Genomic DNA, 13,900 nt, shown 5'->3' on the forward strand with positions numbered 1-13,900 from the left:
CTTCCGTTCAAGACGGGGGACGCGCTTTTCCGGCGCTAGAACCCGGTCGGCGCCGGATCGACCACGGTAAAGGCGCCATTGCCGATCTGACGGACCTCCAGCGCCCGCTGGCCCACGCCGTCGGGCATGAAGCGGATCGCTCCGTCCAGTCCCAGGAAGCCGCCCGCGTCGGTCAGCAGCCCGGCGGGAAGCGCGCGGCCCGGCTGCCAGTCACGGCTGAGACGCAGCGTCAGCAGCACCGCGTCATACCCAAGCGTGGCGATGCGGTAGGGCTGGTCGCCGAAGCGCGAGGCGTAACTTTGCGCGAACTGGCGATAGCGGGCATCGGGCACGGCGGCGAACCAGGCTCCGCGCAGGGCGCCGGTGCGAGTAAGGGCATCCTCCCGGCTCCACAGTTCGGTGCCGATGATCGAGGGCAGCGCGTCGCCTGTATTCTTCAGGCGCGGGGCCGCCATCGCGGCAAGCCGCGCACCATCGGCGATCAGCACGGTATCGTAGCCCCCGGCCGCGCGCAGCCGGTCTGCGGAGGACAGGATCGAGGTATTGTTGCGATCGTATCGCTCGATCCCCACCACGCGTCCGCCAAGTGCGGTGACCGCCTGCTCGAGCGCGTTGAGCGCCCGGTCGCCATAATCCCCGCGCGGGGCCAGCACCGCAAAGGTGCGCGCGCCCTGGGCGATGGCAAAGGCGGCGGTCCGGGCGACCGATTGGTCAGGAACGTGCCCCATCACGAAGACGCCATCCTGCGCGACCGATACATCATTGGAAAAGGTGATGAGCGGCACGTTGGCACCGCGCGCCTCCGCCAGAACCGGATCCACGTTGTCCCGCACCAAGGGGCCCAGGATCAGGCGATTGCCGTCCGCCACGGCGCGGCGCGCGGCCTCTGCCGCACCGCTGCCGGTATCGTAGGTGGTGATGCGAAGGTTATCGGCCCCGGTATCGAGCAACGCCATCGTCGAAGCGTTGGCGATCGACTGGCCGACCTCGCTGTTGCTGCCCGACAAAGGCACCAGCAGCGCCACGCGATGCCGCTCCGTATCGGCCGGCAGCAGGTCGGCATCGGGCGCGGATGGTGCGGGCGGCGGCGTGTTCGCCACGGGTTCGTTGTAGACCGGGGCATCGGTACCACCGGGAATGACCGCGCAGCCTGCCAGCGTCACCGCGCCCAGGCTGGCCATCACGAGACGTTTCACCTTGCCGAACATGCTTGCCGTCTCCTGCCCTCGCGTCCAAGGGTCCGCATGTGAACGATGAAAGTGCGACCCTCCCGCCCGGCTTGTATATCGTCGCGACGCCGATTGGCAATCTTGGCGACATCACCAGGCGCGCCGCCGACGTGCTGGCGCGATGCGACGGAATTGCCTGCGAAGATACCCGCGTCACGCACAAGCTGATGCGTCATCTCGGCATTTCGAAACCGCTGTGGCGCTATGACGATCACAGTGCCCCCAACGATCGCGCGCGGCTGGTGGAATCCATGAAGACCCGCGCCGTGGCGCTGGTAAGCGACGCGGGCATGCCGCTGGTGTCCGATCCCGGCTATCGGTTGGTGCAGGATGCGAGGGCCGCGGGCCTGCCGGTCACGGCGCTGCCGGGCGCAAACGCGCCGCTTACCGCGCTGGCGCTGTCGGGCCTGCCCAACGACCGGTTCCTGTTCGCCGGGTTCCTGCCGTCCAAGGACAAGGCCCGGCAAGACGTTCTGGCCGAGCTTGGCAGGGTGCAGGCGACCCTGATCTTCTTCGATACCGCGCCGCGCCTGGTGAAGAGTCTCGCCGCCATTGCCGCCGTCCTTCCGGGGCGCGAGGTGGCCGTGGCGCGGGAACTGACCAAACTGTACGAGGAATGTCGCAGCGGCAGCGCCGAAGCGTTGCTTGACCATTACACCGCGCACCCGCCCCGGGGAGAGATCGTGCTCCTCGTCGGCCCGCCCGTGGAAACCGTGTCGAGCGAGGATGACGCCGACACGATGTTGCGCGAATTGCTCAGCACCGAAAAGGCGTCACGCGCAGTCGCCGAGGTCGCCCGGGTGACCGGGCTCGACCGCAAGGCGCTCTATGCCCGCGCGATGGAATTGAAGGGCGAATGAAGCGCCAGCTTGCCGAGAGCAGCGGCCGCGATGCCGAGGCCCGGGCCGCGCGCTGGCTGGAACAGCAGGGCTACGAGGTGCTGGCCCGGCGGGTAAAGACCAAGGCGGGCGAGATCGACCTGATCGCGCGGACGCATGGCCTCGTCGCTTTCGTCGAGGTCAAGTGGCGGCACCGCGCCGCCGACCTGGACTTCGCCATCGACGAACACCGCCTCGCCCGCGTTGCCGCCGCGACCGGGGCCGTGGCGCATCTCTACGCTACCGGCGGGGAAGACATCCGCATCGACGTGATCCTGCTTGCGCCCGGCATGGAGCCCCGCCACATCGTCAACGCCTGGCAGCCATAGGGGTTCGCCCGGCGCAAGATGATCGGAAAACCCATGTCTCTAAGAGTAGCTGTCCAGATGGATCCGCTGGAAACCGTCAACATCGCCGGCGACAGTTCGTTCGCGCTGATGCTGGCGGCACAGGCGCGCGGGCACGCGCTGTGGGAGTATGACGTCAGGACGCTGAGCTGGCAGGACGGCAGGGTCTGCGCCTGGGCGCGGCCCGTCAGCCATGTGCAGCGCGTGCCGGGCGAGCATTTCCGCGCCGGAGAGCGGCAGAAGATCGATCTTGCCGCAGACATCGACGTGGTCCTCATGCGGCAGGATCCGCCGTTCGACCTCGGCTACATCAGTGCGGCGCTCCTGCTCGACCGGTTGAAGGGCACGACGCTTGTCAGCAACGACCCGCGCGAGGTGATCAACGCGCCCGAGAAAATGTACGTCCTGGATTACGCGCGCTTCATGCCCCCCACGCTCGTCACCCGTGTGCTGGACGACGTGCGCGCCTTTCAGCGCAAACACGGCGCCATCGTGGTCAAGCCGCTGCACGGCAACGGTGGCAAGGCGATCTTCCGCATCGATGCCGATGGCACCAACCTGTCTGCCCTGTTCGAGGTGTTCAACCAGACCTGGCCCGAACCGCACATGGTGCAGCCGTTCCTTCCCAGCGTGAGCCAGGGCGACAAACGCATCGTGCTGATCGACGGCGAAGTGGCAGGCGCGATCAACCGGCGGCCGGGGGAAGGGGAGTTCCGGTCCAACCTGGCGCAAGGCGGCAGCGCCGAGGCGACGCAGCTGACGGAGCGCGAGCAGGAAATCTGCGACGCCATGGGGCCGGACCTGAAACGCCGCGGCCTGACCTTTGTCGGCATCGACGTGATCGGCGGTGAGTGGCTTACCGAAATCAACGTCACCAGCCCCACCGGCATCGTCTCCATCGACGCGTTTAACGGCACCGACACGCCGGGTCTTATCTGGGATGCGCTGGAGCGCCGCCACGCGGCGATGGTCGGCGAACGCGCTTAGGACCGAACCAGCGCCTTGGCCGTTACTGGCGAATGGACTATCTGATCATCGACCTCATCCAGCGCGGCGGATACCTCGGCATCTTCCTGTTGATGGCATTGGAAAACGTCGTTCCGCCCGTGCCCAGCGAGGTCATCATGGGGGTGGGCGGCCTGCTCGTCCACCAGGGCAAGATGGAATTCTGGCCGCTGCTTCTGATCGGCACGCTCGGCACCACGGCGGGCAATTATTTCTGGTACTGGATCGGTGACAAGTGGGGCTTCGAGCGGCTCGAACCTTTCGTGGAGCGATGGGGCCGCTGGCTGACGCTGGACTGGGAGCACATTGTCACGGCGCAGCTGTTCTTCGTTCGCAAGGGTCACTGGGTGGTCTTCTTCCTGCGCTTTTCGCCCTTTCTGCGCACCATCGTATCGCTGCCGGCAGGCCTTGCGCACATGCGGCTGTGGAAGTTCTTCGGCTACACCTTTGCCGGCTCGCTGATCTGGAATGCGCTGCTGATAAAGGGCGGGCAGTGGCTAGGCAGCTATCTGGAGGATTCGCAGGAAATCCTTGCCTGGATCATCCTGGGCCTGATCGGGCTGGGCATCATCTTCTACATCTGGCGGGTAATTACCTGGGTGCCGCGGGAGAAGCGATCGGCGGACTAGTCCCGTTCCCGTGGGTGCGCTCCGCGATACGCATCGAGCAGCGCGGCCGCGTCGACTTTCGTGTAGATCTGCGTCGAGCCAAGGCTGGCATGACCCAGCAGTTCCTGCAAGGTCCTGAGGTCGGCGCCCGCGCCCAGCAAATGCGTCGCGAAGCTGTGGCGCAGCGCATGGGGCGTGGCGGTATCGGGCAGGCCGAGCGCCTTTCGCGCCCGCGCCATCGCCTTTTGCACCATGCCCTGGCCTAGCGGCCCACCCTTGGCCCCGCGGAACAGCGGTTGTCCCCGTTCAAGGGGCCAGGGACAGGCGACGGCGTAGGCCGCCACCGCCTCTCGCACTACCGGCAGCAGCGGGACGAGCCGTTGTTTGTTCCCCTTGCCGGTGACCATCAGCGTTTCGCTCAATGGCAGATCTTCTGCCTTGAGCGACAAGGACTCGGCAATGCGCAGGCCCGCGCCGTACATCAGCAACAGCACCGCCACGTCGCGCTTGCCGATCCAGTCCTCGGCGGCGCTTTCGGCAACGACGGCGGCAAGGTTGGCCGCTTCGTCCGGCGTGACCGGGCGGGGGAGGCCCTTCTTGATGCGCGGCCCGCGAAGGCGCGGCTCGCTACCTGCATCGGCGCCCGCCTGTTCGCGGGCGTAGGTGACGAAAACCTTTAGCGCGGACAGTTCGCGCGCCGCCGACGCGTTCGACAGACTTTCGGCGCGCCGGGCGGCAAGCTGCCCCCGCAGATCGCGCGTGGTGAGGGCGGCAACCTGCTGCCAGTCGGGCGCGTCCCAGCGTGTCAGCAGCCGCGCCGCGGTGGCGACGTAGGCCCGCACCGTGTGGGGAGAGCGACGTTGCCCGATGGCGAGATGATGGCGCCACTGCTCGAGCAGGTCGGCGGCCTCGCTCATGCCGTGACGAGCGCGTCTGCGACGAGGCGCGGCAGGATGGCATCGAGCAGCGGCATGCCCTGCTCGGTCACGCCAAGCCGTTCCCCTGCGCGCCACGCAAGGCCGATCGCACACAGGTGCTCGAGCTGATCCGGGTCGATCAGCCTGTCTCTCGCCATACCGAAGCGCCCGGCGAGCGCTGCGATGTCGATGCCTTCTGCCAGGCGCAGGCCCATCAGCAGCGCCTCGCTCGCCTGCTCTGCCGCGCCGAGTGCGCGTTCTTCCTGCAACCCGTGGCCGTTGCGCCCTACGGCGGACAGCCAGTTCTCGGGTTTCTTGTGTCGCAGCGTGGCAAGACCGCCGCGCCGTCCGTGCGCGCCGGGGCCGATGCCGGCGTAGTCGCGATAGCGCCAGTAGGCGAGGTTGTGCCGGCTTTCTTCGCCCGCGCGGGCATGGTTGCTGATCTCGTAGGCCGGAAGGCCCGCCGCGGTCGCAGTTTCGCGGGTCAGCGTGAAAAGGTCCGCCGCCGCGTCATCATCCAGCGGCGTAAAACCGCCCAGACGGACATCGGTGGCAAAACGGGTGCCGGGCTCTATCGTCAATTGGTAGAGCGAGAGGTGCCCGGTGCCCAGGCCAAGCGCACGGGTCAGTTGCTTGTCCCAGTCGTCCACGTTCTGGCCGGGAAGGGCATAGATCAGGTCGAAACTGACGCGTCCGAACACCCGCTGCGCCACCTCCAACGCGGCCAGCCCTTCGCGCGCGTCGTGCAGCCGGCCAAGGAAGCGCAGGGCTTCATCCTCCAGCGATTGCAGGCCGAGCGAGGTGCGGTTCACGCCCGCCGCCGCAAGGTCAGCGAACTTCGCCGCCTCGACCGAGCTGGGATTGGCCTCCAGCGTGATTTCGATGTCAGGTGCAAAGCCCCACAGCCTCTCCACCTCGGCCAGCAGCGCGGCGACCAGCGCCGGCGGCATCAGCGACGGCGTGCCGCCACCGAAGAAGATCGATTCGAGCCTTTCACCGCCCGCCCTTTCCGCCTCGTGCCGCAGGTCTGCCAGCAAGGCCGCCTGCCAGGCTGCCACGTCCACGACCTCGCGGACGTGCGAATTGAAATCGCAGTACGGGCATTTGGCGAGGCAGAACGGCCAGTGGATGTAGAGGGCGCGGGCCATGCGGATCAGGCGCCGAACTGGTCGGCCCTGAGCTTGGCAAAGGCGTTGGCGCGGTGACTGATGCCGTGCTTTTCGGAAGGGTCGATCTCAGCGAAGGTATGCTCACGCCCCTCGGGCACGAAGGCCGGGTCGTAGCCGAAGCCCAGATCGCCGCGCGGCGGCCAGGTGAACTGCCCGGCAACCGTGCCCTCGTAGATCGCGTGCTCGCCGTCTGGCCAGGCCAGCGCGAGCACGCAGTGAAAGGCACAGGCCCGCGACGTGTCCGGCCCCTGCTGCTGCAGCAGCCCCTCCACCTTGCCCATGGCCATGTACCAGTCGCGCCCCGGATCGCCCTCGAACCATTGCCGCTCGGCCCAGTCGGCGGTGTAGACGCCGGGCCGCCCGCCCAGTGCCTCGACCGACAGGCCACTGTCGTCGGCAAGGGCGGGGAGGCCCGAAGCCTCCGCCGCCGCGCGCGCCTTGATCAGCGCATTGGCAACGAACGTGCGCCCCGTTTCCGCCGGTTCGGGCAAGCCAAGCGCGCCGGCCGATACGCAATCCACCCCGTGCGGCGCGAGCAGGGCGGAAATCTCCCGCAGCTTGCCGGCGTTGTGCGTGGCGATCACCAGCTTGCCGGAACCGAGCGCCCGGGTCACCTGACCGCTGCGTCCTGCGCCCGGAAGATCTCCGCACAGCCCATCTGGGCGAGCCGGAGGAGACGAAGCAGCCCTTCCTCGTCATAGGTCGCACCTTCTGCGGTGACCTGCGCCTCGGCAATCTGGCCGCCTTCGATCAGCACGAAATTCGCATCGGCATCGGCATTGGAATCCTCGATGTAATCGAGATCGAGGACCGGCGTGCCCTGGTGAATCCCGCAGGATACCGCGGCGATCTTGGCGGTGATCGGGTCGGCCTTCAGCGCGCCCGATGCCATGAGGCCGTTCACCGCCAGGCGCAGCGCCACCCATGCGCCCGAAATGGACGCGGTGCGGGTGCCGCCATCGGCCTGCAACACGTCGCAATCGAGCGTGATCTGCCGTTCGCCGAGCTTCTCCAGATCGACCACCGAGCGCAAGCTGCGCCCGATAAGCCGCTGGATTTCCTGCGTCCGCCCACTCTGCTTGCCGCGCGCCGCCTCGCGGCTGCCGCGGGTATGCGTGGCGCGAGGGAGCATCGAATATTCGCCGGTCACCCACCCGCGGCCCTTGTTGCGCATCCACGGCGGCACGCTGTTCTCGACGCTGGCGGTGCACAGCACCCGCGTGTCGCCAAAGCTGATCAGGCAGCTGCCCTCGGCGTGCTTGGTAAAGCCGGTCTCGATAGTGATAGCGCGCATTTCGTCAGGCGCACGGCCGGAAGGTCGCATGAATGTCTCCAGATATTGCGATGCGGGCCGTAGCGCCTAGAGTGGGTCTTGTCATGGCTTCCCCGACCATCACCGATCTGACCTTGCGCGCGCGCGATATCTTTCGCCTGGTGGTGGAGGATTACCTCGCCAGCGGGCAGCCGGTGGGGTCGAAGGCACTGGCGCAGAGCGGGGCGGTCAACCTGTCGCCGGCATCGATTCGCTCCGTGTTGAGCGAGCTGGAGATGCTGGGCCTGCTCGCCGCGCCGCACACCAGCGCCGGACGAATGCCGACCGAGAGCGGCCTGCGCCTGTTCGTCGACGGCATCATGCAGGTGGCCGAACCGTCCGCGGGCGAGCGAGCCGCGATCGAGCACCAGATCAGTCAGCCCGGACCGATCGAGAGCGCGCTGGAGAAGACCAGCGCCATTCTCTCGGAAATATCCGGCGCGGCGGGCATGGTGATGGTGCCGCGGCGGGAGCCACGCCTTGCCCAGATGCGGATCGTGGCGCTGGACGAAACGCGGGCGCTGGCGGTGCTGGTGGGGCAGGATGGTGGCATAGAAAACCGCGTGCTCGATCTGGGGCAGGGCGCCTCCGCCACCAGCCTGGCCGAGGCCGGCAATTACATTACCGCGCGGCTGGCCGGGCGCACACTGGCGGAGGCGGCGCGGGCGATGCAGGCGGAGATCGCCTCGGGTCGCAGCGCTCTGGATGAAGCCGGGCGTCAGCTTGTGGAGGCCGGCATCGCCACCTGGAGCGAAGATGCCACCCGGCGCCCCGTGCTGATCGTGCGCGGCGCTTTCAACCTGCTGGACGAGACCGCGTTGACCGATATCGAGCGTGTCCGCTCCCTGATCGACGACCTTGAGAACAAGCAGAGCGTTGCCGAATTGCTTGATTCCGCCCGCGAAGCCGAATCGGCGCGCATCTTTATCGGGGCGGAGAACCGCCTGTTCGCGCTCTCCGGTTCCTCGGTCATCGCCTCGCCCTATCGTGACCGCGAGGGCAAGGTGGTGGGCGTACTGGGCGTAATCGGGCCAACGCGGTTGAATTACGCGCGCGTCGTGCCCATCGTGGATTTCACCGCCCGATCACTGGGCAGGATCATCGGATAGACAGGTAGCAATGACGGATAACGAGACGGCCGAAAACGGCCAGGACATGGATGTGGACCGCGATGCGGAAGTCGCGCGCGAACTCGACGGTGTGCCCGAGGAATTCCTGTCCGACGCTGACGACGACGACGACGAGAGCGTTGAGGATGCGCTCGCATCGCTGCGCGCCGATCTGGAGACGGCGAGGCAGGAAACGCTCTATGCCAAGGCCGAAGCGCAGAACCAGCGCCGCCGGATGGAGCGTGATGTCCAGGATGCCCGCAACTATGCCGCGACCGGCTTTGCCCGCGACGTGCTGAGCGTTGCCGACAACCTTGCCCGTGCCATCGACGCCGTGCCGGTCGAACTGCGCGAGGACGACAAGTTCCGCGGCCTGGTCGCCGGGATCGAGGCGACCCAGCGCGAGCTCGAAAAGGTATTCGCCCAGCAAGGTATCACCCGCATTGCCGCGATGGGCCTGCCGCTCGACCCGAACCAGCATCAGGCCATGCTGGAACTTCCATCCAACGACGTGGAGCCGGGAACGATCGTGCAGGAAATGCAGGCGGGCTACATGATCCGCGACCGTCTGTTGCGGCCGAGCATGGTCGGCGTTGCGCGCAAGCCCGATTGACGCCAGCGTCGGAACGGCGCCCGGTTTGATCCGTTTTCCTTCCAGCGGGGGCAAACGGAGAGAACCGATGACAAGCAAGATGTTGATTGCACCCGCGCTGGTAGCGTCCGCCTTCGGCCTTGGCGGCTGCGCCCAGAATTATGCCGTCGAGGGCGGTCTTGCAGGCGCCGCCGCGGGTGCGGCCGTGGCTGCGATCACCGATCAGGACATCACCACCTATGCCCTCGCAGGCGCGGCCGTGGGCGCCGTGGTCGGCTACGTTTCCGACAAGGATGACGACTGCGACGGCTATTATTACGATGGCCGATATGTGGACGACGACTGCCGGAGCGACGACCGCTACCGCCGGTATTTCTGACCGGCTGAATCGAAACGGGCCCGCCAGGCAATGCCGGCGAGCCCGTTCGTTTGGTGAGTTTCACCCTTACTCGCTGTAAAGTTCCGAAATGTTGAGTTCGGCCGCGTGCATCTCGCTGTTGCCGTAGGTGCCGACCCAGATATCATACTGTCCGCTCATGGGCGTTTCCATCCACACGCGCGGGTTGTTGCCTTCGCCGCTGTCGTCATCGCAATAATATCTGCCGTTGGGCGCACGCACCACCAACGTGGTGTCGGCCATCGCGTCGGCGGAAATGTAGAGCGGGAAGGAACTGGCGCGGTAATTGAGCTGGAAATCGGGATTGCTGGCAATGTACCCGGTGCAGTCGCTGCTGAAGTTGGATGCCGCGTAGTCGCCGCCCGATTGCACCCGCACCATGTACGGGTCGGGCGAGAACCCGCCGCTCAGGCTGACGCTGCCGTAGGTGCCGCCGCCAGGGTTCGGCATGGGCTGCGGGCCGGATGTATCCACCGCCTCGTCATCCGGCAGAGAGGATTCGCGTTCGGTTATGACGAGCGATGCTTCGTAATTGTCCGACCCCCCATAGGTGCCGACCCAGATCGCATACTGCCCGGCCATCGGCTGATGAAAGCGGATCAGCGGATCGACGCCGGCGCCGCGATCGTCATCGCAATACCACGAGCCATCTGGCGCGTTGATGACCAGCGTCGTATCGTAATCGGACTGGGCCCCGATGATGAGCGGCAGTGTGCCGCTGCCAGAACCGTAGTTCAGGCGGACGTCGGGCGCGTTGGAAATGTATCCCCGGCAGTCGCCCGAAATGCCGGTCGCCTCGATCGTGCCGCCCGAATTGACGTTGACGATGTACGGATCGTTGGAAAAACCGGGATTGAGCCGAACGGTGCCGTAATTAGGCGTCGCCGACCGGTCTTGCGCCAGGGCCGGCGTAACTAACCCGAGCGCGCTGGCACCGAAGGCTGCGAAAAATCCGAATCTTTTCATGAAAGTCCCCCTGAATAAGTCAATCAAGACCTAGCGGTGCGACCCGATGCGTTGAGCCATGAGCCCATCTGCCTGAACGCCCCCTTGCTTCCGCCCAGCCTGATCAAGGTGTAGGCGACAAACACATTGCGTCAAGTCACCCCGCGAGAACGGGTGGCGCCGGTCCAGATCAGCTACCCGGTCGCCCCGGGGAAGTTTACCAGCGCATCATAAGCTGCCACGTCGGCCACGCCTGCGAGCGTAAGCCCGTTCCGCAGCAGGAAAGCATGCTCGACGATGCGCGCCTGTTGCTCGATACCGTACTGCTCCAGCTTCCGGTCCGGCTTCAGGGCGTAGTCATAACGCGCCCAGGGCATACGGTGGGTAACCAGATACCAGTCACCCCGCGTCTGCGTCTGCCAGACGTGGGTCATCTCGTGGATGAAAAGCCCTTGTCGGCGCAGGGATACCTGCGTGAAATCGTCGCAGTAGGCGGTCGCCAGCGGATGGAAATGAATGTGCCCACGGGGCGCCATGGTCACGCGTCGGGGCTGGAAGAAAGCCCATTTCTTCCGCCGGATGGTGACCTTTTCATATACGATTGCATCGCCGAACATGGTGCGGGCGAGTGCGACCTCGCCCGCACTCAGCTTGCGCTCCCCTCCGACCGGGCAGGATTGCGCCGCTTCGCTCACCCGGCGGCGTTTTCTGCCGTGGCTGTCGTTTCCGGCGCATCGCCGGGCGCGCGGATCTCGACCGGGAAGCTGCACTTGTCGCCGCGCACGTCGGTAAGGGTAATCTCTCCCTGACCGCCGGCCACCATGTCTGCCGGCAGACCCATGACCATCACGTGCTTGCCGCCCGGGGCGAAGGCCAGGGTCTCGCCTGGTTCGACGGACTGCTGGACCAGTTCCTGCATGTCTTCCTGCCGGCTCCATTCCGACGTTTCATGCAGCATGGCGCCTTGCGCACCCAGCAGGTCCGCGCCGCGGATCGTCCAGGGCTGGGTGCCCGTGTTGGTGATGGTGAAATAGGCGGCGGCGGGATTGCCCGCGACGCCCGGGAGCGAGAGCCATCCATCGGTCACCGCGATCCCGGCAACGCAATCACCGTCGGCAGCGGCGTCGGCCACCTCGGGCGCCGGTTCCTCGCTGCAGGAAGCGAGCGTCAGCGCGGCGGCGGCGAGCGAAAGCGTGGCGAAAAACGGCGTCTTGGTCATGGTGTACCCCCAGTGGACAGTGGCGATTTTCTAGCCGGGCAGGTCTCTTGTGCCAAGCCAAAGCAGCCCTATATCCCGCCTCGTTACACAGCTTTATCCGAGCTGCCGACCGGTTTCGCCAAGGGACGGGAAACCGAATGCGCAGCGTCCAACAGTAAAGAGAATGGGAACGTAAATGAGCAAGATTATCGGTATCGACCTCGGCACCACCAACAGCTGCGTTTCGGTGATGGAGGGGGGCAAGCCCAAGGTCATCGAGAATTCCGAAGGCGCGCGCACCACGCCTTCCATCGTCGCCTTCACCAAGGATGGTGAGCGCCTTATCGGCCAGCCTGCCAAGCGCCAGGCCGTAACCAATCCCGACAACACCCTGTTCGCCATCAAGCGCCTGATCGGCCGCCGGTTCGACGATCCTACCACCAAGAAGGACATGGACCTCGTCCCCTATGACATCGTCAAGGGCAAGAACGGCGACGCCTGGGTCGAGGCCGGCGGCGAGGACTATTCGCCCAGCCAGATTTCCGCCTTCATCCTGCAGAAGATGAAGGAAACCGCCGAGAGCTATCTTGGCGAGACGGTCTCCAAGGCCGTGATCACCGTGCCTGCCTACTTCAACGACGCGCAGCGCCAGGCGACCAAGGACGCCGGCCAGATTGCCGGGCTTGAGGTCGAGCGCATCATCAACGAGCCGACCGCGGCCGCGCTGGCCTATGGCATGGACAAGAACGACGGCAAGACCATCGCCGTCTACGATCTCGGCGGCGGCACGTTCGACATCTCCATCCTGGAGATCGGCGACGGCGTGTTCGAGGTGAAGTCGACCAACGGCGATACCTTCCTCGGCGGCGAGGATTTTGACGGCGTGATCGTCGAGTATCTGGCGGCCGAGTTCAAGAAGAAGGAAAACATGGACCTGAAGACCGACAAGCTCGCTCTTCAGCGCCTGAAGGAAGCCGCGGAAAAGGCCAAGATCGAGCTGTCCAGCTCGGCCCAGACCGAGGTCAACCTGCCCTTCATTACCGCCCGCATGGAAGGTGGTTCGTCCACCCCGCTGCACCTGGTCGAAACGCTGACCCGTTCCAAGCTGGAGCAGTTGGTCGGCGACCTGATCAAGCGCACGCTGGAACCTTGCAAGAAGGCACTGACCGATGCCGGCGTCTCCAAGACCGAGATCGACGAGGTTATCCTGGTCGGCGGCATGACGCGTATGCCGAAGGTGCGTGAAGTGGTGGAGGAGTTCTTCGGCTCCAAGCCGCACACCGGTGTGAACCCCGACGAGGTCGTAGCCATGGGCGCGGCCATCCAGGCGGGCGTGTTGCAGGGCGACGTCAAGGACGTGCTGCTGCTCGACGTGACGCCGCTGTCGCTCGGTATCGAGACCCTGGGCGGCGTGTTCACCCGCATGATCGACCGCAACACCACGATCCCGACCAAGAAGACGCAGGTCTATTCCACTGCCGAGGACAACCAGAACGCGGTCACCATCCGCGTCTTCCAGGGCGAGCGGGAAATGGCGGCGGACAACAAGATGCTTGGCCAGTTCGACCTTGTCGGCATTCCGCCTGCTCCGCGCGGGGTGCCGCAGATCGAGGTGACCTTCGACATCGACGCCAACGGCATCGTGAACGTCAATGCCAAGGACAAGGGCACCGGCAAGGAACAGCAGATCAAGATCCAGGCCTCGGGTGGTCTCTCCGATTCCGACATCGACCAGATGGTGCAGGATGCCGAGAAGTTCGCCGACGAGGACAAGAAGCGCCGCGAGGCAGCCGAGGTTCGCAATGGGCTCGACAGCATGGTCCATGCCACCGAAAAGCAGCTTGCCGATAACGGCGACAAGATCGACGCCAGTCTCAAGTCCGAGATCGAGAGTGCCGTGGCCGAGGCCAAGACCGCGCTGGAAGGCGAGGACATCGACGCGATGAAGGACAAGAGCCAGAAGCTCACCGAAGTCGCGATGAAGATGGGCCAGGCGATTTATCAGCAGGAACAGGACGCGGGCTCCGCAGCCTCTGCTGATGCGGCTGCGAGCTCCGCCGAAGACACGTCCGCCAACGAGGACGTGGTCGAGGCCGAGTTCACCGAAGTCGACGAAGAGAACAAGGGATAATCATCCCGATGGACAACGAAACCGCCACCGTCGCGAACAGCGCCGGTGGCGGAACCGTTTGGG

The 13,900-nt window shown here is 65.7% G+C and carries 16 protein-coding genes; 8 read left to right on the plus strand and 8 right to left on the minus strand.

The window, feature by feature from the left end:
• Positions 1-35 precede the first annotated feature (35 nt).
• Positions 36-1,208 (minus strand): penicillin-binding protein activator, encoded by a 1,173-nt coding sequence (locus tag GRI62_RS06025; RefSeq protein ID WP_131452471.1) that lies wholly within the window; start codon positions 1,206-1,208, stop codon positions 36-38.
• A gap of 38 nt (positions 1,209-1,246) precedes the next feature.
• Between GRI62_RS06025 and rsmI the strand changes: the two genes are divergently transcribed.
• The 4 genes from rsmI to GRI62_RS06045 are packed head-to-tail and all read left to right on the plus strand — an operon-like array spanning position 1,247 to position 4,088.
• A complete protein-coding gene (gene rsmI / locus GRI62_RS06030) occupies positions 1,247-2,089 on the plus strand; it encodes a 16S rRNA (cytidine(1402)-2'-O)-methyltransferase (RefSeq protein ID WP_188669328.1) in 843 nt (280 codons plus the stop codon).
• Complete coding sequence (locus GRI62_RS06035) at positions 2,086-2,436, plus strand: YraN family protein (RefSeq protein ID WP_131452473.1); 351 nt, start codon at positions 2,086-2,088, stop codon at positions 2,434-2,436. Before rsmI ends, GRI62_RS06035 begins: the two co-directional genes overlap by 4 nt.
• Before the next feature lie 33 nt (positions 2,437-2,469).
• Positions 2,470-3,441, plus strand: a complete 972-nt coding sequence (gene gshB, locus GRI62_RS06040; RefSeq protein WP_131452474.1) for a glutathione synthase — start codon at positions 2,470-2,472, stop codon at positions 3,439-3,441.
• 32 nt (positions 3,442-3,473) lie between these two features.
• Positions 3,474-4,088 carry a DedA family protein gene (locus GRI62_RS06045; protein WP_131452475.1) on the plus strand — a complete coding sequence of 205 codons (615 nt, stop codon included), beginning with the start codon at positions 3,474-3,476 and terminating at the stop codon, positions 4,086-4,088.
• Here GRI62_RS06045 and GRI62_RS06050 read toward each other — a convergent pair.
• The 4 genes from GRI62_RS06050 to rph are packed head-to-tail and all read right to left on the minus strand — an operon-like array spanning position 4,085 to position 7,477.
• The gene (locus GRI62_RS06050) at positions 4,085-4,984 is read right to left on the minus strand and encodes a tyrosine recombinase XerC (protein ID WP_131452476.1); all 900 of its coding nucleotides are present in this window, start codon (positions 4,982-4,984) and stop codon (positions 4,085-4,087) included. The genes GRI62_RS06045 and GRI62_RS06050 overlap by 4 nt on opposite strands.
• Complete coding sequence (gene hemW, locus GRI62_RS06055) at positions 4,981-6,132, minus strand: radical SAM family heme chaperone HemW (protein WP_131452477.1); 1,152 nt, start codon at positions 6,130-6,132, stop codon at positions 4,981-4,983. Before hemW ends, GRI62_RS06050 begins: the two co-directional genes overlap by 4 nt.
• 5 nt (positions 6,133-6,137) lie before the next feature.
• Positions 6,138-6,767: an RdgB/HAM1 family non-canonical purine NTP pyrophosphatase gene (gene rdgB, locus GRI62_RS06060; RefSeq protein WP_131452478.1), complete on the minus strand. Its 630-nt coding sequence runs from the start codon at positions 6,765-6,767 to the stop codon at positions 6,138-6,140.
• Positions 6,764-7,477, minus strand: a complete 714-nt coding sequence (rph, locus tag GRI62_RS06065; RefSeq protein WP_131452479.1) for a ribonuclease PH — start codon at positions 7,475-7,477, stop codon at positions 6,764-6,766. Before rph ends, rdgB begins: the two co-directional genes overlap by 4 nt.
• Positions 7,478-7,530: 53 nt before the next feature.
• On the opposite strand from rph, the gene hrcA reads away from it, so the two are divergent.
• The 3 genes from hrcA to GRI62_RS06080 all read left to right on the plus strand — a co-directional run bounded on the left by hrcA (position 7,531) and on the right by GRI62_RS06080 (position 9,545).
• Complete coding sequence (hrcA, locus tag GRI62_RS06070) at positions 7,531-8,574, plus strand: heat-inducible transcriptional repressor HrcA (protein WP_131452480.1); 1,044 nt, start codon at positions 7,531-7,533, stop codon at positions 8,572-8,574.
• 10 nt (positions 8,575-8,584) lie between these two features.
• Positions 8,585-9,187 carry a nucleotide exchange factor GrpE gene (locus GRI62_RS06075; protein ID WP_131452481.1) on the plus strand — a complete coding sequence of 201 codons (603 nt, stop codon included), beginning with the start codon at positions 8,585-8,587 and terminating at the stop codon, positions 9,185-9,187.
• 67 nt (positions 9,188-9,254) lie between these two features.
• Complete coding sequence (locus tag GRI62_RS06080; protein ID WP_131452482.1) at positions 9,255-9,545, plus strand: glycine zipper domain-containing protein; 291 nt, start codon at positions 9,255-9,257, stop codon at positions 9,543-9,545.
• Positions 9,546-9,611: 66 nt separating this feature from the next.
• On the opposite strand, the gene GRI62_RS14460 is transcribed toward GRI62_RS06080, so the two are convergent.
• From GRI62_RS14460 to GRI62_RS06095, 3 genes are all read right to left on the minus strand, one after another.
• Positions 9,612-10,529, minus strand: a complete 918-nt coding sequence (locus tag GRI62_RS14460; RefSeq protein WP_188669327.1) for a peptidase — start codon at positions 10,527-10,529, stop codon at positions 9,612-9,614.
• Positions 10,530-10,702: 173 nt separating this feature from the next.
• Positions 10,703-11,050 carry a vgr related protein gene (locus tag GRI62_RS06090; protein ID WP_325063699.1) on the minus strand — a complete coding sequence of 116 codons (348 nt, stop codon included), beginning with the start codon at positions 11,048-11,050 and terminating at the stop codon, positions 10,703-10,705.
• Between the two features lie 149 nt (positions 11,051-11,199).
• Positions 11,200-11,727 carry a copper chaperone PCu(A)C gene (locus GRI62_RS06095; RefSeq protein ID WP_131452484.1) on the minus strand — a complete coding sequence of 176 codons (528 nt, stop codon included), beginning with the start codon at positions 11,725-11,727 and terminating at the stop codon, positions 11,200-11,202.
• A gap of 175 nt (positions 11,728-11,902) precedes the next feature.
• Between GRI62_RS06095 and dnaK the strand changes: the two genes are divergently transcribed.
• Positions 11,903-13,837, plus strand: coding sequence for a molecular chaperone DnaK (gene dnaK, locus GRI62_RS06100; protein ID WP_131452485.1), 1,935 nt, complete (start codon positions 11,903-11,905; stop codon positions 13,835-13,837).
• Positions 13,838-13,900 lie beyond the last annotated feature (63 nt).

It is taken from the genome of Aurantiacibacter arachoides (genome assembly GCF_009827335.1).
Taxonomy (GTDB): Bacteria; Pseudomonadota; Alphaproteobacteria; order Sphingomonadales; family Sphingomonadaceae; genus Alteraurantiacibacter; species Alteraurantiacibacter arachoides.